The organism is Nocardia sp. NPDC050697, assembly GCF_040654395.1.
Taxonomy (GTDB): domain Bacteria; phylum Actinomycetota; class Actinomycetes; order Mycobacteriales; family Mycobacteriaceae; genus Nocardia.
Window position 1 is genome coordinate 917,471 of the sequence record NZ_JBFAHY010000001.1, and the last position, 18,248, is coordinate 935,718.

The 18,248-nt window shown below is 72.4% G+C and carries 23 protein-coding genes; 12 read left to right on the top strand and 11 right to left on the bottom strand.

Features of this window, described 5'->3' with window-relative positions; translation table 11 throughout:
- Positions 1 to 7 precede the first annotated feature (7 nt).
- Positions 8 to 1,393, top strand: a complete 1,386-nt coding sequence (locus tag AB0H71_RS04595) for a hypothetical protein (protein ID WP_357014795.1) — start codon at positions 8 to 10, stop codon at positions 1,391 to 1,393.
- On the opposite strand, the gene AB0H71_RS04600 is transcribed toward AB0H71_RS04595, so the two are convergent.
- The 6 genes from AB0H71_RS04600 to AB0H71_RS04625 form a co-directional block, all read right to left on the bottom strand.
- Entirely contained in the window at positions 1,377 to 1,961 is a 585-nt protein-coding gene (locus tag AB0H71_RS04600; protein ID WP_357014797.1) for a hypothetical protein, read from the bottom strand. The genes AB0H71_RS04595 and AB0H71_RS04600 overlap by 17 nt on opposite strands.
- A gap of 115 nt (positions 1,962 to 2,076) precedes the next feature.
- On the bottom strand, positions 2,077 to 2,280 hold the full coding sequence (locus AB0H71_RS04605; RefSeq protein WP_357014799.1) for a zinc-ribbon domain-containing protein: 204 nt from the start codon (positions 2,278 to 2,280) through the stop codon (positions 2,077 to 2,079).
- A gap of 32 nt (positions 2,281 to 2,312) precedes the next feature.
- Positions 2,313 to 2,621: a hypothetical protein gene (locus AB0H71_RS04610; RefSeq protein ID WP_357014801.1), complete on the bottom strand. Its 309-nt coding sequence runs from the start codon at positions 2,619 to 2,621 to the stop codon at positions 2,313 to 2,315.
- Positions 2,614 to 2,916 (bottom strand): hypothetical protein, encoded by a 303-nt coding sequence (locus AB0H71_RS04615; protein ID WP_357014803.1) that lies wholly within the window; start codon positions 2,914 to 2,916, stop codon positions 2,614 to 2,616. Before AB0H71_RS04615 ends, AB0H71_RS04610 begins: the two co-directional genes overlap by 8 nt.
- Before the next feature lie 43 nt (positions 2,917 to 2,959).
- The gene (locus AB0H71_RS04620; RefSeq protein WP_357014805.1) at positions 2,960 to 3,616 is read right to left on the bottom strand and encodes an HAD-IA family hydrolase; all 657 of its coding nucleotides are present in this window, start codon (positions 3,614 to 3,616) and stop codon (positions 2,960 to 2,962) included.
- 37 nt (positions 3,617 to 3,653) lie between these two features.
- On the bottom strand, positions 3,654 to 4,274 hold the full coding sequence (locus tag AB0H71_RS04625; protein ID WP_357014806.1) for a YdcF family protein: 621 nt from the start codon (positions 4,272 to 4,274) through the stop codon (positions 3,654 to 3,656).
- Positions 4,275 to 4,461: 187 nt separating this feature from the next.
- Here AB0H71_RS04625 and AB0H71_RS04630 point away from each other — a divergent pair, with 187 nt between their 5' ends.
- The 3 genes from AB0H71_RS04630 (at position 4,462) to AB0H71_RS04640 (ending at position 7,105) form a co-directional block, all read left to right on the top strand.
- A complete protein-coding gene (locus tag AB0H71_RS04630) occupies positions 4,462 to 5,412 on the top strand; it encodes an ATP-dependent DNA ligase (RefSeq protein ID WP_357014808.1) in 951 nt (316 codons plus the stop codon).
- A gap of 43 nt (positions 5,413 to 5,455) precedes the next feature.
- A complete protein-coding gene (locus AB0H71_RS04635; protein WP_357014810.1) occupies positions 5,456 to 6,043 on the top strand; it encodes a DUF4126 domain-containing protein in 588 nt (195 codons plus the stop codon).
- A 108-nt stretch (positions 6,044 to 6,151) separates the two neighbouring features.
- A complete protein-coding gene (locus AB0H71_RS04640; RefSeq protein ID WP_357016167.1) occupies positions 6,152 to 7,105 on the top strand; it encodes an undecaprenyl-diphosphate phosphatase in 954 nt (317 codons plus the stop codon).
- Positions 7,106 to 7,111: 6 nt separating this feature from the next.
- On the opposite strand, the gene AB0H71_RS04645 is transcribed toward AB0H71_RS04640, so the two are convergent.
- Positions 7,112 to 7,666 (bottom strand): helix-turn-helix domain-containing protein, encoded by a 555-nt coding sequence (locus tag AB0H71_RS04645; RefSeq protein WP_357014811.1) that lies wholly within the window; start codon positions 7,664 to 7,666, stop codon positions 7,112 to 7,114.
- Between the two features lie 89 nt (positions 7,667 to 7,755).
- Here AB0H71_RS04645 and AB0H71_RS04650 point away from each other — a divergent pair, with 89 nt between their 5' ends.
- Positions 7,756 to 8,568 (top strand): SAM-dependent methyltransferase, encoded by an 813-nt coding sequence (locus AB0H71_RS04650; protein ID WP_357014812.1) that lies wholly within the window; start codon positions 7,756 to 7,758, stop codon positions 8,566 to 8,568.
- A gap of 48 nt (positions 8,569 to 8,616) precedes the next feature.
- On the top strand, positions 8,617 to 9,006 hold the full coding sequence (locus AB0H71_RS04655) for a hypothetical protein (protein WP_357014814.1): 390 nt from the start codon (positions 8,617 to 8,619) through the stop codon (positions 9,004 to 9,006).
- Between the two features lie 38 nt (positions 9,007 to 9,044).
- On the opposite strand, the gene AB0H71_RS04660 is transcribed toward AB0H71_RS04655, so the two are convergent.
- Complete coding sequence (locus AB0H71_RS04660; protein WP_357014816.1) at positions 9,045 to 10,640, bottom strand: TROVE domain-containing protein; 1,596 nt, start codon at positions 10,638 to 10,640, stop codon at positions 9,045 to 9,047.
- A 305-nt stretch (positions 10,641 to 10,945) separates the two neighbouring features.
- Between AB0H71_RS04660 and AB0H71_RS04665 the strand changes: the two genes are divergently transcribed.
- Entirely contained in the window at positions 10,946 to 11,449 is a 504-nt protein-coding gene (locus tag AB0H71_RS04665) for a hypothetical protein (RefSeq protein WP_357014817.1), read from the top strand.
- Here the strand turns inward: AB0H71_RS04665 and AB0H71_RS04670 are convergent.
- Positions 11,439 to 12,242, bottom strand: a complete 804-nt coding sequence (locus AB0H71_RS04670; RefSeq protein WP_357014819.1) for a class I SAM-dependent methyltransferase — start codon at positions 12,240 to 12,242, stop codon at positions 11,439 to 11,441. The genes AB0H71_RS04665 and AB0H71_RS04670 overlap by 11 nt on opposite strands.
- 120 nt (positions 12,243 to 12,362) lie before the next feature.
- Between AB0H71_RS04670 and AB0H71_RS04675 the strand changes: the two genes are divergently transcribed.
- Together AB0H71_RS04675 and AB0H71_RS04680 are read left to right on the top strand one after the other, a co-directional pair.
- Positions 12,363 to 13,580, top strand: coding sequence for a cytochrome P450 (locus AB0H71_RS04675; protein ID WP_357014820.1), 1,218 nt, complete (start codon positions 12,363 to 12,365; stop codon positions 13,578 to 13,580).
- 10 nt (positions 13,581 to 13,590) lie between these two features.
- Positions 13,591 to 14,307, top strand: coding sequence for a TetR/AcrR family transcriptional regulator (locus AB0H71_RS04680; RefSeq protein WP_357014822.1), 717 nt, complete (start codon positions 13,591 to 13,593; stop codon positions 14,305 to 14,307).
- Here AB0H71_RS04680 and AB0H71_RS04685 read toward each other — a convergent pair whose 3' ends face one another.
- Complete coding sequence (locus tag AB0H71_RS04685; protein WP_357014824.1) at positions 14,308 to 14,835, bottom strand: hypothetical protein; 528 nt, start codon at positions 14,833 to 14,835, stop codon at positions 14,308 to 14,310.
- Between the two features lie 105 nt (positions 14,836 to 14,940).
- Between AB0H71_RS04685 and AB0H71_RS04690 the strand changes: the two genes are divergently transcribed.
- Both AB0H71_RS04690 and AB0H71_RS04695 read left to right on the top strand, forming a co-directional pair.
- Positions 14,941 to 15,876 carry an alpha/beta hydrolase family protein gene (locus AB0H71_RS04690; RefSeq protein WP_357014826.1) on the top strand — a complete coding sequence of 312 codons (936 nt, stop codon included), beginning with the start codon at positions 14,941 to 14,943 and terminating at the stop codon, positions 15,874 to 15,876.
- Positions 15,877 to 15,940: 64 nt separating this feature from the next.
- Positions 15,941 to 16,534, top strand: a complete 594-nt coding sequence (locus AB0H71_RS04695) for an ATP-binding protein (protein WP_357014828.1) — start codon at positions 15,941 to 15,943, stop codon at positions 16,532 to 16,534.
- Here AB0H71_RS04695 and AB0H71_RS04700 read toward each other — a convergent pair.
- On the bottom strand, positions 16,531 to 17,409 hold the full coding sequence (locus AB0H71_RS04700; protein ID WP_357014830.1) for a dihydrodipicolinate synthase family protein: 879 nt from the start codon (positions 17,407 to 17,409) through the stop codon (positions 16,531 to 16,533). The two genes, AB0H71_RS04695 and AB0H71_RS04700, sit on opposite strands and share 4 nt — an antisense overlap.
- 46 nt (positions 17,410 to 17,455) lie before the next feature.
- Between AB0H71_RS04700 and AB0H71_RS04705 the strand changes: the two genes are divergently transcribed.
- Positions 17,456 to 18,247, top strand: a complete 792-nt coding sequence (locus AB0H71_RS04705) for an acyl-CoA thioesterase domain-containing protein (protein WP_357014831.1) — start codon at positions 17,456 to 17,458, stop codon at positions 18,245 to 18,247.
- Position 18,248 lies beyond the last annotated feature (1 nt).

Here is an 18,248-nt window from a genome sequence, read left to right on the forward strand (position 1 = left end):
AGCTCGCATGAGCACGGATTCGCTGGCCGGTGACGAACGCGCCGAGCTGCTCCGGCTGCGCGCGGAGGTGGCGGCGCTGCGCGGGCGGCCCGCCGCGCCGGACGCGGAGCCGCCCGCCGCCCGGCCGCCCCGCACCGGGCTGCGCTGGACCGCGGTGACGATCCTGCTGGTCCTGGTCGGGGTGCTGGCGTTCGGCTCGGTGACCGCGCGCTTCGTGCGCGGCCAGCTCCTCGACACGGACCGCTACCTGAGCACCGTGGCGCCGCTGGCCTCGGATCCCGCGCTGCAGGCCGACATCACGAACCAGATCACCGACGAGATCTTCGCCCGGCTCGACGTGCAGGAGCGGACGAAGGAGGCGCTGACGGCGCTCACCGCCCGCACCGATCTCGCCGCGAACGCGCCCCGGGTGGACGCGGCCATCGTCGGTCTCGCGCCGGTGATCACCGAGCAGGCGAAGGACTTCGTGCACGAGACGGTCGGCTCGATCGTGCGGTCACAGCAGTTCGAGGATCTCTGGCTGCAGGCGAACCGGGCCGCGCACGCCGCGGTCGTCGCCGTCATGACCGGTGACCACCGCCCGGCCGCGATCGAGGTGGATCGCAGCGGGACGGTCAGCGTCTCGCTCGGCACGGTCCTGGAGCGGGTCGAGACGGCGCTCACCGAGCGGGGCTTCGCCTTCGCCGAGCGGCTTCCGGCGGTGGATAAGCAGTTCGTGCTGTTCCGCTCGCCCGAACTGGTGCGGGCGCAGCGCGCCGTCGACGCCCTCGACCGGGCCGCGGCCGTGCTGCCGTGGCTCGGCATCGGCTGCGCCGCCGCCGCGGTCGCCGTCGCACCGCGCGGCCGCAGGCTGCGCGCGCTCTCGCTGACCGGGCTCGCGATCGCCGCGGGGATGCTCGTTCTCGCCCTGTCGATCCTCGTCGGCCGCGCGCTCTATCTCGACAGCGTTCCACCCGACGTGCTCTCGCCCGGTGCGGCGACCGCGGTCATCGACACCGTCCTGGTGCCGCTGCGGACCAGCCTGCGGGCGGTCGCGGTACTCGGGCTGGTGATCGCGCTCGGCGCCTTCCTCGTCGGCGGCTCGTCCTCCGCGCGCGCGGTGCGGCGCGCCTACGGGCAGGCGCAGGACTTCGTGCGCAGACCGGCCCGGGGGCGGGAGCCGAACGCGGTGGAGCGGTGGGCGCTCCAGCTCCGTACCCCGCTGCGCTGCGCGATCGTCGGGATCGCGGCGGTGCTGCTGATGTTCTGGCGCTACCCCACCGGGGCGGTGGTGCTGTGGATCGTGCTCGGCGCGCTGGTCGCGCTCGCGGCGCTGGAGCTGCTCATCCGGCCGGCCCGCATCGCCGCCCATGATCGATCCGCCGACGACCTCGCGGTCACGGCTGACCGGTGACGAACGCCTGGACGGCATCGGTGAACTCCGGCCCGCCCATGATCGATCCGCCGACGGCTCCGCCGATCAGCACGCCGAGCGGGATGCTGACACCCCAGATCAGGAACAGGCAGGCGCCGAGGAGGCCGCCCACGATGGCGCCGCCGACGACGCCGGGCATGTTCTTGTTGATCTGCTCCACCAGCCGGTCGTAGGAGCCGATGGCCTTCGCTTCGGCCACCGCCGCCGGCGGCGGTGTGAGGGTCAGGGTGCGGCCGTCGGCGGCGATGTGCTGCGCCACCGTGATCGAGCGGCCGTCGGCGGCGAGCTGCCGCGGCACCTCGAGCACCGCCGCGCCCTCGGCCGTCTCCAGCATCAGCGCGCCGTTCTCCGCGAGGTCGAACCGGCCGTTCTCGAGGGTGGCGGTGACGGCCCCGTCGAGCGGCGAGACGGCGATGCGGTAGCCGATCCCGTGGTCGATACCGGAAGTCGTCGCGCTGCCCGCCGGTTCCGCCTGGGCGGTCGCGGCGGTGATGGTCATGGCCGAGGCTGTCAGGAAGACAGCGGCGGTCGTCTTTCCGAGCTTCATTCTTCGAACCCCTCTATGCGGTAAGCCCTGCTAGGTGGATCGAGTCGGACCGGAAGCGGTCGTCGGCGAGCAGCAGTGTACCCAGGGGGCGCGGGTTCGGAGCGGCGGCGGGCGGTCAGGCGGCGATGGCGGCGCCGCAGATCCCGCAGGACTCGAACTGCGTGCGACCCCAGCGCAGCACCGGGATGAAGAAGATCGTGAGCTGGGTGTACTCGCGCAGCCGGGTCCACTGGGTGGTGTTGTGGCAGCGCGGGCAGGTCCGGGTCGCGCCCGGGCCGATGGGCTTCTGTCTGCGGCCGTATCCGAAGAGGAGGAACATCTCTGCCAGGGTAGCCGGGGCGTGCTGCTCGGTCAGGACGCTTTCTCGTGGTGCGCGATGACCGCGAGCAGCTCGCGCACCCACGCCGGGCGCTGCTCGCCGTCCCCGGCTTCGGCCACGTCGCGCTCGATCAGCGAGCGGATGTAGGCCGACTGGGACAGCCCCAGGTTCGCGGCGCGCCGCTTGCAGGCCTGGTCCAGCTCGCGGGTGAGCTTCACCGAGCGGGGGAACAGGACGGGTTCGGGGCCGGGCTCGATCGCCACCGGTTCGCCGGTGAACTCGAGGCGGCCGGACATCGCCGCCACCTCGTCGGGGCTCATGGCCGAGAATGGATCAGTCATTGCGGGTTGCCTCCCACTTCTGCAGCTCCGCGGCCTGGTCGGCGGTGAGGTACGCGGCGTTGTACACCTCGATGTCGCGGCCCGAGCGGTGGGCGAATACCGCCAGCGGTATGCCCTCGTCGGTGCGACCCCAGATCACCAGGGACGTCAGCCCCGTGGCCGGGTCGACGGCGGTCCGCAACCACACCCGCCGTGCGCCCCTCGTCCACGCGTCCACCACATCGAACACGTGGTCGAGATCGGTGCCTGTGCGTGCCAGCAGGTGCGCCAGCGCCCAGTACCACTCGATCGCCACCGTTCCAGACTACCGCAGGGACTACCGGCTGTGCGCCCGGCCGCTAGAACCCGAGCCGCTCGGCGACCTCGGCGATTCCGGCGTCGGTGAGCGAGCGGAGCACCAGGTCGGCGCGGGAGAAGTCGAGTTCGGCGGTCATGGCATTGGGCACCGCGACGGCGCGCAGCCCGGCCGCCTTCGCCGCGGCGACGCCATTGGCGGAGTCCTCGACGGCGATGGCGTCGGCCGGGTCGATATCGAGGCTGTCCAGGGCGAGCCGGTAGACGGCGGGGTCGGGCTTGGGCCGCGGCACCCGGTCACCGGTGGCGAGCACGGCGAAGCGCTCGAGCAGCCCGAGCCGCTCCAGGTGCTGCCCGACCCACTCCCGGCCCGAGCTGGAGGCCAGCCCGACGGCGAGCCCGAGCGCCTTCGCCTCGTCCAGCCAGCCGACCACGCCGGGGCGCACCACCTCGTCCGCGATGAGCGCGTGGTGCCTGGCCAGCCGGGCGGCGCGCAGCGCGGCGCGGTCGACGGGGTGGCCGACCAGCTCCTCCAGGTGGCGGACGGCGTCCCAGCCGTGGGTGCCGATATTCGCGGCCCAGAGTGCACGGTCGAGCGCGGCACCGAGCCCGGTGTAGGTCTCCTGCCAGGAGGTATAGGCGGGGGTCTCGGTGTCGAGGATCAGGCCGTCGAAGTCGAAGATCACCGCGCGGAGTACCACCGCTTCACCGTACGCGGGCGGCGCCGGGCCGCCGCGCCTACGGGCCGAACTGCCGGACCAGCGCCGGGAGCTGCTCCGGGGTCAACCCGGCGACCACCACGATCCCCGCGTCGCCGAAGATCAGGCGGGCGCGGGCGATATGGTCGGCGGAGGTCACCACGACGGCATCGCGGGCGCCGATATCGCGCAGGATCCGGGCGGTGAATTCGGCGTTTTGCACCGTGGAGCCTGCCTCGGATTCGATATGCACGCGCTCCGGCGCGATTCCGTGCGCGATCAGCCAGTCCGCCATCGCCGCCGCCTCGGTGACGCCCTGCTGCGGATTCCCGCCGGTGACGACGATCGGCGAGGCGGGGGCGAGCAGCGCCTGGACATAACCGGCCTGGAGCCGGTGCACCAATTCCGGCCGCATGGTGCCGTCCGGAAGTAGCCCGTAGCCGAGGACGACCACCGCGGTCTCCGGTCCGCGCACCGAGGGCGGCCCGGCCACCGCCGTCGCCCCGGCCGGAATCACCCCGCTGAGCAGCGATCCCGGCCCGGCGGAGCCGGAATCGGCTGCGGCGGTTGCCGGAATGGCGACCGCGGCGACGAGCCCGGCGAGCGCACCGCCCGCCCTGCGGAGCGAACGGGGTGCGGGCTTGCGATGCCTACCGGCCATGGAATTCCCCTGAACTGCGCGTGAACGAATACGTCCATGGTCGGGCGGCGGCGCCGCGGAATTCCGGTAATGCGGTCTTGTCTGGACGGTTCACGAACTCCGCGCACCCGGCATTGGCATCGGAGACTGTCGCCTTGTGAACTGCTACCGAGCCGGTCGAAAGGAGTTATGACGGTAGGGTGGGCGCATGGGCGAACAGCGCGACGGGGTCGAGCTGACCAATCTGGACCAGCCGCTGAGCCAGGACGCGGCGGCCACCAAGCGCGACCTCGTCGAGTACCTGGACGCCGTCGCCGACCGCATCCTCCCCGGCCTCGCCGACCGCCCGCTCACCGTGCTGCGGGCGCTGCGCGGGCGGGCGCCGTTCATGCAGAAGAACGTCCCGAAGTACACCCCGGAGTGGGTGCGCACGGTGCCGATGTGGGCGGAGTCCTCGCACCGCGAGGTGCGCTACGCGCTCTGCGACGACCGGCGCACGCTGCTCTGGCTGGCCAATCAGCGCGCCATCGAGTACCACCCCACGCTCGGCCTGGCCGCCGACATCTACCGCCCCACCCACCTCATCCTGGATCTGGATCCGCCGGAGGGCAGCAATTTCGCCGCCGTGGTCGCGGTCGCGCACCTGGTGCGGCGGGCGCTCGCGGACTGCGGGCTCGCGGGCGCGGTGAAGACCAGCGGCGCCAAGGGCGTGCACGTCTTCGTCCCGGTCGACGACAGCGCCCCGGTCGACGATGTCGCCGCCGCCACCCGCGCGCTCGCCGCCCGGGCCGAGGCGCTCGACCCGGACCGTGCCACCACGGCGTTCATCGTGGAGGACCGGAAGGGCAAGGTCTTCGTCGACTCCACCAGGGCGGGCGGCGCGACCGTGGTCGCCGCCTACAGCCCGCGGTTCCGGGCGGGCACCCCGGTCTCCTTCCCGCTGGACTGGTCCGACCTGGACCGCGTCACCCCGGCCGACTTCACCGTGCGCACCGCGCTCGACGCGCTGGCCGGGCGCGACCCGTGGGCCGCGGCCATGCCCGCACCGCAGCGGCTGCCCGCCGAACTGATCGAGCACGGCCGCACCATCCCGGTGGCCAGGGTCGCCGCCATGCACGAGGGCAAGCGCCGGGCGAGGGCCAAGCGCGACGCCGGGTAACGATCCGGACAACCACCCGAAAACCGCACCTACACTCGCAATCATGAGTAGCTGGGTGCTTCCGCTCTTCCTCGGGCTCGGCCTCGCGGCCGCCTGCGGGTTCCGTGCCTTCCTGCCCTTGCTCATGCTGAGCGCCGCCGCCCGCTTCGACCTGTTCGGGCTGGATCTCAACGAGTCCTTCGCCTGGATCGGCTCCACCGGCGCGCTCATCGCCCTCGCCGTCGCGGCGGGCACCGAGCTGCTCGCCGACCTCATCCCCTACGTGGACAACCTGCTGTCCATCGTGGGGAATGTCACCGGGCCGATCGCGGGCGCCATCGCGGCCGGGTCGGTGTTCCAGACCGCGGATCCGAGCACGGCGGCGATCGCCGGAATCATCGTCGGCGGCCCGACCGCGCTCGCCTTCAGCACCACCCAGACCGGGGTGCGCGCGGCCAGCACCGCGACCACCGGCGGGCTGACCAACCCGGTGGTCTCCATCGTGGAGAGCATCCTCACCTTCTGCACGGTCCTGCTCGCCCTGGTGCTGCCGGTGCTCATCCCGGTGCTGCTGGCCGGGCTCGGCTATCTCATGTGGCGGGTCACCCGCCGGTTCCGGCGGCGCCGCGCCGCGGTGGCCGCGCCCGTCTGACCGGCGGCCCCGGCCGGTAGATCCGGCAATTCGCCATTCCCCCGCGGCCCTGTACCGTCGCTGAGGACATCGCGGACGAGAGAGTGTGGAGGGTGCGTGGGCGAGTCGATGACCTGGGTCCAGGCTTTGGTACTCGGGCTGGTGCAGGGGCTCACGGAGTTCCTGCCGGTCTCCTCGTCGGGGCATCTGCGGATCGTCTCGTCGGTCTTCTTCGGCGAGGACGCGGGTGCCTCCTTCACCGCCGTGACCCAGCTCGGCACCGAGGCCGCGGTGCTGGTCTACTTCGCCAAGGACATCGCGCGGATCATCGTGGCCTGGTTCGCCGGGGTCGGCGCGCGGCTGCGCGGCAAGCGGGAGCCCGAGACGGTGCCGATCACCGACCAGGTGACCACGAAGCTCCCGGTCTACAACCCCGGCGACCCCGCCACCATGAAGCTGCCGGTGATCACCGAGACCGCCGACGCGCAGCGCGATCTCGACTATCGCATGGGCTGGTACGTCATCATCGGCACCATCCCGATCGGGCTGCTCGGGTTCCTGTTCAAGGACGAGATCCGCACCGGCGCCAGGAACCTGTGGCTGGTGGCGATCATGCTCATCCTCTTCGCTCTGGTGATCGCCGCCGGTGAGCACTACGGCCGCAAGCTGCGGCCGCTCGAGCAGCTCAGCACCAGGGACGGCATCATCATGGGGCTGGCCCAGTGCCTGGCGCTGATCCCCGGCGTCTCCCGCTCCGGCGCCACCTCCACCGCCGGGCTCTTCCTCGGGCTGGAGCGCGCCGCCGCCGTGCGGTTCTCCTTCCTGCTCGCCATCCCCGCGGTCACCGCCTCCGGGCTCTTCAGCCTCCCGGACGCCTTCGAGCCCGCCGGCGAGGGGCTCAATGCCTCCGGCGCGCAGCTGCTGGTCGCCACCGTCCTTGCCTTCTTCGTCGGCTACGCCTCGATCGCCTGGCTGCTCAAGTTCGTCGCGAACCACTCGTTCTACTGGTTCGTCGGCTACCGGATCATCCTGGGGTTCGTGGTCATCGGGCTGCTCGCCACCGGCGCCGTCGCCGCCACCTGACTCCGGTCAGAGCCGGGCGAGGATATCGAGCGCCAGCCGGGTCGCTGCGGCATTGCCCTGCGCGTCGTCCAGGTCGAGGTCGCCCATCATGGAGAGGCTCCAGCTGATGGTGAGCAGCGCCTGCCGCGCGTGGAAGACCGCGAGCGGCGGCGCCTCCGGCCCGGCGATCAGATCGGCCAGTTCCCGGAACTCGTAGCGCAGCCCGGTGCCGATGCCGAGGTCGCGGAAGGCGGGCTGATTCTCGGCCCAGAATCGCATCATGCTGCGGCCGAGGCCGTGCAGCAGCGCACCGTAGCGGAGCACGATCTGCTCTGACCGGGCCCGGCCCGGCGGCTCCGCCCGCGCCCACTCCACGATGTCGTCGACGCCGCGGCGCAGGTCCTCGGAGAGGCTGACCACGATGTCTTCCTTGGTGCGGAAGTGGTAGTAGAGCGCCGCCTTGGTGACGCCGAGCCGGTCCGCGATCTCGCGCAGCGAGGTCTTCTCGTAGCCGCGCTCGCCGAAGAGCTCCATGGCGACGGTGCGGATCCGCTCGCGGGTATCGCTGCGGCGCTTGTCCATCCCGCTCCTCTGCTTGACGACCGGCGAGGTGGGAGCCTACCGTGCGAGATATCTAGCCGGACGGCAAGTTAGTTATCAGGAGGGGTGGCATGGCGTCGGTACCGACGACGGGGGTGGCGGTCACTGCGATCGGGGTCGCGGTGATCCGGGCGTGGGAGGGCGAGCGGGTGGATCGGTTGTACGAGGATCCGCTGGCGGGGGCGTTCGTGGCGGCGGCGCGGGCGGGGTTTCCGGCGGAGCGGTGGGAGCGGTTGACGGCGCTGGCCGGGGAGTTCGCGGCGGGGCGCACGGTCGCGGTGCGGCTGGTGGACGATCGGGTGCGGGCCGGGGTCGCGGATGGGTTGCGGCAGATCGTGCTGATCGGGGCCGGGCTGGATACGCGGGCGTTCCGGATGGGGCTCCCCGGGGAGGTGACGGTGTTCGAGATCGATCTACCGGAGACGTTCGCGTTCAAGGAGCCGGTGCTGGCCGGGGCGGTGCCGAGTTGCCGACGCGAGGTCGTGGCCGTCGATCTGCGCGGGGACTGGGAGACTCCGCTGCTCGAGCGCGGATTCCGTCCGGAGCTGCCGACGCTGTGGATCGACGAGGGTTCGCTGGGCCACCTCACCGAGGAGTGGAATCAGGGGGTGGTGCGCACGCTGACGGCGCTCTCCGCACCGGGCAGCCGATTCGCGACTGATCGCGTGGCCGCCGATCAGGACGCCACCCGCTATCGCGACCTGCGCACCCTGGTCGGCACCCCGGGCCGCACCGAGGACGCCGTTTTCGATGTCGAGCGGTGGCTGCGCGACCTCGGCTGGCAGACGGAGTTCCGCGCCTGGAACGAGGCTGTCGAGCCGTTCGGCCGCGATGTCGCGCTCCCCGACCCGGCCGTGGGCACCATCCACGCCGTCCGGCGCTGACTGTCGCACCGCACCGGTAGCCTCGCGCACGGGCGGAGGGAGTTCCGGATGGTCGCGAGCATCGCCATGGGCGTATTCCAGATCGCGGTGGTGGGCGGGGCACTGCGGGCGCGGGGTGATGCGATCGGGTGGTTCACCGTGTTCGCGGTCCTGGTCACCCTCGGCACGCTGCCGCTGTTCCTCATCGTGACCCCGGTCGTGCTCGGGTTCACGGCACCGCTCCCGGCCTACCCGCTGCTGCTCGGCGCGGACATCCTGCTGGTGCTCTTCGCACTCTGCTTCATGGATGTCGGCGACAACGGCCCGATGATCCCGCGGCTCGACCACCGGGCGGCGGCGGGCGCGGAGGGCAGGCGGCGCGGCCGGATCGGTTTCTGGGCCGGAGCCGGGTATGCCGCGACCCTGGTGGTGCTGATCGTCTGGACGCTCCGCACCTGACGAATCCCGCTCCCTCGGTGCGAGGGAGCGGGATTCGATCACCCGCGGGCGAAGTCGGCCAGCAGCGCGGGCACCGCCGCGTCGAAACCGGCGACGTCGAGCATGCCGGCGTCGGACGGGTCCGCGATGCTGAACCCGGTCGCGGTCATGCCGACCACCACCAGCTTCGCGGCCGGATTCACCTCCCGCCGGTACTGCCGCAGCGCCTGGAAGGGGTGCGTCTCCCCCGCCCAGGTCTCGTTGTCGGTGTACACGGAGAACACATCGACCTCGAGCCCGGTGCGCAGCGCGTGCCGCATGGGCAGCGAGCAGTCGGTCGCGCCGAACGGCAGGTTCGCCGTGCCGGCGAGCACGTCGTCCAGCCGCTGCCGCGGCCCGATCGCGAGCGGCCGCAGCCCGGAGCCGTCCTGCCAGCGCTTCCCGGCGGCGGTGAAGCCGACGATGGTGTGGCGCCGCTCGGTGGCCGCGGTGACCATCGCCAGGGCGGCCGAGGCCTCCCGCGCGCTGATCGGCAGCCCCGCGATCATCGCCCCCATCGACCCGGAGACGTCCAGCGCGAGCAGGTGCCGCTTCCCGGTCGGCCGCACCGCGCCGAACGCCGCGTAGAACGCGGCGTCCAGCGCGTCCACCACCGGCCGCGACGGCTGCCAGCTGCCGCCACCGCGCACCCCGCGCCCGGAGGCGTAGGTGCGCAGCGCGACCAGCACCGCGATCGGGTGCACCCGGCCGCGCCGCAGCCGCTCGCCGTCGGTGAGCTGCGCGCACACCGTCGCCGTGCGGTCGCCGAGCGGGTCGAGCAGCCCGAGCCCGGTCAGCCGCGGCAGCTGCCGCAGCAGCGCCGTCTGCGGAATCCCGTTGTCCAGCAGCGCCTCCCACACCGCGCGCGCGCCGAGCGCGTGGTCGGGCAGCATCTCCCAGGACAGCCGGTACTCGCGCACCAGCGCGGGCAGCGCGGCGACCGGAGCCGTCCGCGCCCGCTCGAACCCCTCGACGATCCGCAGCCCGTCCAGCGCCGGCTCGCGCCCGCAGATCCAGTCGAAGAGCCGCTTGCGCTCGTCGTCGACGGTCTCCGGGTGCGACAGCCGCAGCAGGTCGCGGTGCGACCAGCCCTCGCGCTGCCGGTACTTGACCGCCTGGAACGCGAGGTCCTCGACGGTCTTGGCGGTGTACCAGCTCGCGACGCCGCGGCGCAGCCCGCGGCCCCAGCCGCGGAACTGCTCGATGTAGCGCGCGAACAGGAACAGGTGCGTACCTGTCCGCGCCACCAGCGGCAGCGCCGCCAGCGCGGTGCGCCGGCCCTCGGCATCGCCGAGCGAAGCCGCCGCGGCGAGCGCGAACAGCGCCGGGTTCTGCTTCGGCGCCCGGCCGGAGGTGGAGATCGCGACGATCTCGCGCACCAAGTCGTCGGTGCGCTCACTCGCGAAGTGCAGCACGACCTCGGCATTGTCCGCCGTCAGCTCGGGCGCCCGCACGTAGAAGGTGCCGCCGTCGGTGCCCAGCGTCAGGAATCGGCGCAGCCGCACCTCGGGCGTCACCGCGAAGACGAAGCCGCCCGCGGAGTTCGGCACCTGCTCCGGACGCGCCCGCTCGCCCTGTGGGGTCTTGCGGCGATTGATCTTCGACAGCACGTCCATTGTGGTTCCTCCTCCCGTGCGGTCACGGCGATCCGGGTGGGCGGTCGTGGGGTGCCGACCGGCGAAAGTGCTCTACCAGCTGAGCTACGGGAGCCCGCGCTCCCGGCAGGACTCGAACCTGCGACCGCTCCAGTGAAAGTGGTAACCGATCGACTCCGGCCCGCCCACCTCGGATTGCCTGGAATGAACTGTAGAGAACGAGCACCGGCCGCCGCCAACCATTTTCGGCGCGACCTGGGATCGGTAGGGCGCGGCCGCCGCCTACGGTCGTCCGGACCCCCGCCCCCGGCCCCCGGAGAACCGCCATGAGATTCCGCGCCCGCCCCGAACCCGCGCCGATACCCGGCCTCGCCACCGTCCGCGCGGTCCGGCACACCGGGGTCGGCGTGCGCGGCGAGCCGCGGCTGCGGCTCGCGCTCACCGTCGAGGCGGGCGGGCGCGCGTTCGAGACCGAGACCGTGCTGGTGGTGCCGCTGAGTGAATTGTCGCTGCTGCGCCCCGGCGTCGTGCTCCCGGTCCGCTGCACCGCGCGGCGGGTGGAGCTCGACCTGGACCGCACCGAGCGCGGCATCGCCGCCGAGGCGGTGGTGCGCTGGTTCGCCGTGCCCGGCGAGGTGCGCGCGGGCAGGCCGCGGGTGCTGCTCGGCCTGCTCGTCATCCGCCCGGACGGGAGCGCCTTCCACACCCGCACCGAGCAGTATCTTCCCGCCACCGCGCTCGGCGAGGTCGGGGTGGGGCGGGCGGTGCGGGTGCACTACCTGCCCTCCGCCGAGCGGGAGGTGGTGGTGTCGGTGCTGGTCAGCGCGTAGTGGCGTGCACCAGGCGGATTCCGGCGGCGGCCGGGTGCGCGGTGGGTGCGCCGTACTCGCCGAGCAGGTCCCCGGCCGTGCGGTCCTCGAGCAGGGTGAAGCCGTGCAGCAGGGCGCGCATCTCGGCAACGGTGAAGTAGCTGAGCCAGGGCTCGCCCCCGGCGGCGACGCGCTCGGCGCGGGCGCGGGTCTCCGGGCTCGGCGGCACGGGGTAGTCGAAGACGAGGTCGGCTTTCGTGCCCGCGATGTAGCCGAGGGTGTCGTCGATGGAGGCGCGGGTCAGGTAGACGATGACGCCGAGCCAGACGAAGACCGTGTCGGCCGAGCGGTCGAGCCCGGCGGCGGCCAGCCCGGCCGCGAGGGTCGACCGTTCGAAGTCGACGGGGGCGAAGGTGAGGGTCGGTGGTGGTTCCATTCCGGCCTCGCGCAGCCGATTTCGCTTCCAGGACTGCGTGTCCGGGTGGTCCACCTCGAAGTAGCGGACCTCCGGGTGCGGGTTGCGGTAGGCGGCGGTGTCCAGCCCGGCGCCGAGGATCACCACCTGGCGGGTGCCGCGGGCGATGGCGGCGGCCACCCGGTCGTCGGCGAAGCGGCTGCGGGCGGCGATGACCAACCGGCGGACCCGCGCCACCTCCGCGTCGACGCCGCGGTCGAATTCGCCCGCGGGCTCGGTGCCGCCGACGATGCGGGCCGCGAGGGGGTCGGTGAAGATGCGCGGATCGTCCAGCGTCTGGTGCTGGGCCCGCGCCCCGGCGACGGCCAGCGCGGTCCTGCTCGGTTGCCCGGTCTCCATCTCGCCACCCTACGACAGCTGCCCGGTACCGACCGCGGTGAACACCATTTAGTAAATGGTATTCACAAATCGGTGAGTGATGTGGTTCACTGCAAACGAACCCGCTCCGAGGAGGTACCCGTGTCCGTCACGCACGACTTCGACTTCACCGACCCCGACCTGCTCGCCACCCGCCTCCCGATCGAGGAGTGGGCCGAGCTGCGCCGCACCGCGCCGGTCTGGTGGGTCGACCAGCCGGACGGCGTGAGCGGCTTCGACGACGGCGGCTACTGGGTGGTCAGCAAGCTCGACCACATTCGGGAGATCTCCAAGGACAGCGAGACCTACTCCTCCGCCGCCAATACCGCGGTCATCCGGTTCAACGGCGATATCGCCCGCGAGGAGATCGATATCCAGCGCGCCATGCTGGTCAATACCGACCCGCCCGCGCACGACAAGCTGCGCCGCATCATCTCCCGCGGCTTCACCCCGCGCGCGGTGCAGACCCTGCGCGACGCCCTGCACGAGCGCGCCGAGCGGATCGTGCACGCGGCGAAGCGGACCGGCGGCGGCGACTTCGTGCAGCAGATCGCCTGCGAGCTGCCGCTGCAGGCGATCGCGGAGCTGCTCGGCGTGCCGCAGTCCGACCGCGGCAAGCTCTTCGACTGGTCGAACCAGATGATGGGGTACGACGACCCGGAGTTCGACGGCAACCACCGGGTCGCCACCGCCGAGATCATGGGGTACTCCTGGAACCTGGCCGAGGAGCGGCGGCGGTGTCCGGCCGACGACATCGTGAGCACCCTGGTGACCGCGGATATCGAGGGCGAGGCGCTCGGCTCGGAGGAGTTCGCCTGGTTCGTCATCCTGCTCGCGGTGGCGGGCAACGAGACCACCCGCAATGCCACCACGCACGGCATGAAGGCCTTCGTCGACTTCCCCGAGCAGTGGGAGCGGTACCGGGCCGAGCGTCCCAAGACCGCGCCGGACGAGATCGTGCGCTGGTCCACCCCGGTGGTCGCCTTCCAGCGCACGGCGCTGCGCGACACCGAGCTCGGCGGCCAGCAGATCGAGCGGGGCCAGCGGGTGGGGCTCTTCTACGCCTCGGCCAACTTCGACGAGGAGCGCTTCGACGACCCGTTCGCCTTCGACATCACCCGCAACCCCAACCCGCACGTCGGCTTCGGCGGCACCGGCACGCACTACTGCGTCGGCGCCAACCTGGCCAGGCTGCAGCTCGACCTGATCTTCAACGCCATCGCCGACGTGATGCCGGAGCTGCGTCAGCTCTCCGAACCGGTCCGGTTACGCTCGGGGTGGTTGAACGGGATCAAGAGCTGGCAGGTCGCCTACGAATGACGAGTCCGGGATGACGGCCCGCCGGGGCCGGGTGCCCGCGGTCAGCGACGCGGACATCCGGCGGGTGGCGCGGGCCCAGCTGGCCGCGCACGGGCCGGAGGCGCTGACCCTGCGCGCCATCGCCGGCGCGCTCGCGGTCACCGCGCCCGCGCTCTACCGGTACTACGGCTCGCGCGACGAGCTGGTGGCGGCGCTGCGCCGGGACATCTGCCTCGGCCTCGCCGACGAACTCGCCGCCGAGGCGGCCGAGCTGCCGGAGGACGGGCTGGGTCAGCTCTTCGCGCTCTGCCGCGGCTTCCGGCGCTGGGCGCTGGCCAATGCGCACGAGTTCACCCTGGTCTTCGCCTCGCCGCAGCTCGGCGGCGAGGGGGCGCGGCGCTTCGAGGAGCCCTTCGGCCGGGTCTTCCTGGCCTCCGCCGGGCGGTTGCTGGCGACCCACGACCTGGCGCTGCCACCCACCGACGCCATTCCGGAGGCGCTGCGCGCGGACCTGGTCGGCTACCAGAACGACCTGCTCGCCATGCTCGCCGCCGCGGGCCAGAAGTTCCCGGCGGAGAAGCTCGACCTCGGCGTCACCTACCTCATGATGACGCTCTGGGCCCGGCTCTACGGCCACGTCACGCTGGAGGTGTTCGGCAACTACCCCATGCGGGTCCGCGATCCGGACGCGGTCTTCGAGGCGCTGCTCACCGAGCTGGCCGCCGGAATCGGCATCGGCAGCCCCTGATCAGCTCCGCCGCCGGCCCGGCAGCGGGTGCGGCAGGAAGCCGTCGGCGAAGTAGAGCAGCGAGCCGCAGCCGTCGCAGCGGTAGCCGTGCTGCTTGTCGACCAGCTGCCCGAGCTCGCTCGGCGAGTCGGACAGGAACCCGGTGTGGCCGGTGACGAAGCCGATCACCCCGAGATAGCGGCGCGGCTGCTCGCACCACGGGCAGTCCAGATCGATCCGGGCCGCCCTGCGCTCGATCTCGGCGCCGCGCTCGGCGATCCGCCGCTCGGCCTGCCGCACGTAGTACTGCCCCTCGGAGACGGTGATCCGGCTCGGAGCGCTCCACGGGCTCTCGTAGCCGCTCTCCAGCGCGGTGCGCAGCTGCGCGAACTCGGCCCGCGAGGCCGGCACCACCCGGCTGCCGCGCAGCCCGCCCGCGACCCGGAACGTGACCTCGGCGCGCGAAAGCCGTTCCGGCAGCCCCTCGTACAGCCGGACCCGCTGCGGGTCCGACCGGTCCGGGGTGTACTCGACCCCACGCTTCGCCACGCCGCCACGCTAGCGGCGCCGGGTTACCGGCCCAAGAATTCCGGGGGCTGCGAACAGTGCTGTTCTTGGATACCGTGGCGGCACGGCTCGACGGAAGGACATCCGATGCCAGCTCCACGCAGGGCAGCACTGCTCGTGCTCGCCGTATTGCTCGGCGCCGCGGTATTTCTCGTTCCCCCGGCGCCCGCGTCGGCGACCGGGATCGTGCGCTGGGAGAACCGAGTCAGCGACCGCATCCTGGACATCGGGATCTCCTCGCCGAACCTGGAGGGGCCGGACTGGTCGGTCAAGGTGGTGCGGCTGCTGCTGCCGCCCGGCTGGTCCAAGGACGCCAACCGCACCTGGCCCACGGTCTGGGTACTGCACGGGGGCTTCGACGACCACAAGTCGTGGAGCGACAAGGGCGATCTCGCGGCGCTGACCGCGGGCAGGGACGCGATCTTCGTGCTACCCGAGACCAGCTGGTGCAGTGCGTACACGGATTGGTACAACGGCGGCGCGTGGGGCGCCCCCGCGTGGGAGAAGTACCTGCTCGGCGATGTGCGGACGGTGCTGGAGTCCACCTACCGGGCCAATACGACGCGCGCCGTCGCGGGGAACTCCATGGGCGGGCTCGGCGCCATGAAGTTCGCGGCGAAGTACCAGGGGATGTTCCGGTCGGCGGCGTCGTTCAGCGGGAATGTGGATCCGCTGCACGCATCCGGCGCGCCGGAGGGCCCCGACCTGCCGGGACAGGGGTGCGCCGCGGACTGGAGGCGGGTGTGGGGCGACCTCACCGACCAGGCGGACATCTGGCGGGCGAACAACCCGTACAGCCAGGTGGACAAGCTCACCGGCATCCCGCTCTTCGTCTCCTACGGGCAGGGCGACGGAGTCGAGGCGAAGGTGTATCAGCAGAACTTCCGCTTCGTCGACGCACTACAGGGCGCGGGCGCGCAGGTCGACGAGCGCTATGTACCGGGGCAGGGCCACAACTGGGACGCCTGGAAGATCCAGATGGGCAATGCGCTGCCCATGCTGCTCTCCTCGGTCGGCGCGTAACTCACGGCCGACCCTCCGCGGCGGCATCGGGATGGGCGGCGATCGGTCGTGGTGCACTGAACACGTGCCCCCTCCGCTGCCCGCCGCCACCGAAGCCCAGCTCACCCGGCTCGCCACCGGGCTGACCGGTGCGGTGGTGATCTGCGGCTTCCCGGCCTCCGGGAAGTCGACCGCGGCCCGCTTCCTGCACTCCCGCACCGGCGCGCCGATCCTGGACAAGGACCGGTTCGCGCCGCTGCTGGAGGAGACGCTCATGGCCCGGCTCACCGGCGACCCGCACGACCGCGACTCGGCGACCTACCGCGCGCTGCTCTCCCCCGGCATCTACGACGGGCTGATCCGCACCGCGCTCACCGTGGCGGCATCGGCCCCCGTGCTCGTGGACGCACCGTTCCTCTCCGTCATCCGGGCCGCGCACGCCGCGGGCCGCTCGCTCGCCGAGCACTTCCGGGCCGTGAGCGGCACCCCGGACTCGGTCCCGGTCCGCACCCTCTGGCTCGACGCGCCGCCGGAGCGGATCCGGGAGCGGATGATCGCCCGCGGCGCCGAGCGGGACGCGCCGAAACTCGCGGACTGGGCCGCCTACCACGACGGTGTGCTCGCGGCGGGGAATCGCGAGCAGGCGCACGCCGTCTGCGATCTCGTGCTGGAAACCTAGGCCAGCACCTCGCGGACGACCGCGCCGATGGTCCGCGCCTGCTCGGCGTCGGCGGCGATCAGCGGCGGCCGGACGGCGAGCGGGAAACCCGGGAGCCGTTCGGCCAGAGCCGCTTTGGCGAAGGCGATATCGATGAGCGGCAGCGCGCGGCGGCAGGCTCCGTACCGGTCGAACACCCGCTGCAGACGATCCGCCTCGGTACCGTCGCCCGCGGCGGCGATGGCGACCGGGAGTTCGGCGACCGGCCCGCCCGCGCCGCTCACGACACCGTCGAGGCCCAGCTGCCGGATGCGGGCGCCGATCCCGTCGTCACCGAGCAGGACGGTGAGCTGCGGGCAGCGCGCCTTGTACTCGGCGCTGATGGCCCGGTCCTTCCCCGAATCCTTGATTCCGGCGACGACTTCCGGGAACTCGGCGGCGAGCAGGGCGAGCGATTCGGGCGCCAGCGGGGTCTGGGTGTGCCGGGGGAAGCTGTAGAGAAAGGTCGGCAGCCGGAGCCCGGCCAGGATACGGCGCAGGTACTCCTCCACCCCGGCGCGCGGGGGGCCGGCGTGGAAGAAGGGGGTGATGACGGCGAGCAGGTCGGCGTGGTCGTGCGCGTGCCCGGCGCGGGCGAGCACGTCGCCGATCGGCCCGCCGCCGATGTGGGCGATCAGCGTGCCCGGCCACTCGGCCCGGCACAGCTCGAGCACCGCGCGGCGCTCGGCGTCGGTGCAGGCGGCGAACTCGCCGGTGGTGCCGTTCACCAGCAGCGCGCGCACCCCGGCCGCGGTGAGCAGGTGCAGCTGGTCGCGCAGCGCCGCCGGGTCGACGGCGCCCGAGCGCCGGAACGGGGTCAGCGCGGCGACGACCGGCGAGAGGGCTGGGATGGACACCCGTCCGAGACTAGGTAATGTCGATCGTCGCAGCACAGGAGGACCGATGGTCAGCTTTTTCACGCCGGACGGCGATGCGGTGATCCCGGAGAAGGTCGCGCGCAGCGGCTGGGGCGGCGGGCACCTCGGGGGCCCCGGCGTCTGCGGGCTGATGGCGCGCGAGGTCGAGCGGTACTGCCCGGAGGGGTTCGTGCCCGCCCGGATGACCGCGGACCTGTTCCGCCCGGTCTGGGACCGCCCGATCACCGTGCAGAGCGAGGTGGTGCGCACGGGCAGGCGTATCACCGTCGCGGATGCCAGAATCGTGCAGGACGGTGCGGTGCGCGCCCGCTCGACCGTGGTCTTCCTGAGCACCGGCGCGGAGCCGCCGGGGCAGCTCTGGCGCCCGGAGCGCGAGCTGCCGGTGCCGCCGGTCGGCATCGTGCCGCCGGAGGGCGCGCGCCCGCTGTTCCGCAGCGGCGAGCGGGAGTGGTCCCGCGAGTACGGCGACCACCAGAACGCCGAGCGCAAGATCTCCTGGCACGCCATGCCCGCGCTGGTCGCCGGCGAGAAGCTGACCCCGTTCCAGCACGCCGCCATGGTCGGCGACACCGCCAACCACATCTGCCACTGGGGCTCCGAGGGCGCGGGCTACATCAATGCCGACATGACGCTCACGCTCTCCCGGCTGCCCCTCGGCTTCGAGCTCGGGCTGCGCGCCGAGGACTCGCTCGCCACCGACGGCGTCTCGATCGGCACCGCCACGATGTACGACCGCTCCGGCCCGCTCGGCACCTGCGTGGTGACCTCGCTCTCGAACGCCGACAAGCTCATCGACTACACCGCACCTCGTCGCTGAA

What these genes read in the sequence shown, in the direction of transcription:
- AB0H71_RS04605 (WP_357014799.1), bottom strand. Translation starts at nt 2,280, where the DNA reads ATGTTCCTCCTCTTCGGATACGGCCGCAGACAGAAGCCCATCGGCCCG.
- AB0H71_RS04630 (WP_357014808.1), top strand. Translation starts at nt 4,462, where the DNA reads ATGGGCGAACAGCGCGACGGGGTCGAGCTGACCAATCTGGACCAGCCG.
- AB0H71_RS04645 (WP_357014811.1), bottom strand. Translation starts at nt 7,666, where the DNA reads ATGGACAAGCGCCGCAGCGATACCCGCGAGCGGATCCGCACCGTCGCC.
- AB0H71_RS04625 (WP_357014806.1), bottom strand. Translation starts at nt 4,274, where the DNA reads ATGGCCGGTAGGCATCGCAAGCCCGCACCCCGTTCGCTCCGCAGGGCG.
- AB0H71_RS04650 (WP_357014812.1), top strand. Translation starts at nt 7,756, where the DNA reads ATGGCGTCGGTACCGACGACGGGGGTGGCGGTCACTGCGATCGGGGTC.
- AB0H71_RS04635 (WP_357014810.1), top strand. Translation starts at nt 5,456, where the DNA reads ATGAGTAGCTGGGTGCTTCCGCTCTTCCTCGGGCTCGGCCTCGCGGCC.
- AB0H71_RS04640 (WP_357016167.1), top strand. Translation starts at nt 6,152, where the DNA reads ATGACCTGGGTCCAGGCTTTGGTACTCGGGCTGGTGCAGGGGCTCACG.
- AB0H71_RS04610 (WP_357014801.1), bottom strand. Translation starts at nt 2,621, where the DNA reads ATGACTGATCCATTCTCGGCCATGAGCCCCGACGAGGTGGCGGCGATG.
- AB0H71_RS04655 (WP_357014814.1), top strand. Translation starts at nt 8,617, where the DNA reads ATGGTCGCGAGCATCGCCATGGGCGTATTCCAGATCGCGGTGGTGGGC.
- AB0H71_RS04705 (WP_357014831.1), top strand. Translation starts at nt 17,456, where the DNA reads ATGGTCAGCTTTTTCACGCCGGACGGCGATGCGGTGATCCCGGAGAAG.
- AB0H71_RS04600 (WP_357014797.1), bottom strand. Translation starts at nt 1,961, where the DNA reads ATGAAGCTCGGAAAGACGACCGCCGCTGTCTTCCTGACAGCCTCGGCC.
- AB0H71_RS04680 (WP_357014822.1), top strand. Translation starts at nt 13,591, where the DNA reads ATGACGGCCCGCCGGGGCCGGGTGCCCGCGGTCAGCGACGCGGACATC.
- AB0H71_RS04660 (WP_357014816.1), bottom strand. Translation starts at nt 10,640, where the DNA reads ATGGACGTGCTGTCGAAGATCAATCGCCGCAAGACCCCACAGGGCGAG.
- AB0H71_RS04595 (WP_357014795.1), top strand. Translation starts at nt 8, where the DNA reads ATGAGCACGGATTCGCTGGCCGGTGACGAACGCGCCGAGCTGCTCCGG.
- AB0H71_RS04690 (WP_357014826.1), top strand. Translation starts at nt 14,941, where the DNA reads ATGCCAGCTCCACGCAGGGCAGCACTGCTCGTGCTCGCCGTATTGCTC.
- AB0H71_RS04665 (WP_357014817.1), top strand. Translation starts at nt 10,946, where the DNA reads ATGAGATTCCGCGCCCGCCCCGAACCCGCGCCGATACCCGGCCTCGCC.
- AB0H71_RS04670 (WP_357014819.1), bottom strand. Translation starts at nt 12,242, where the DNA reads ATGGAGACCGGGCAACCGAGCAGGACCGCGCTGGCCGTCGCCGGGGCG.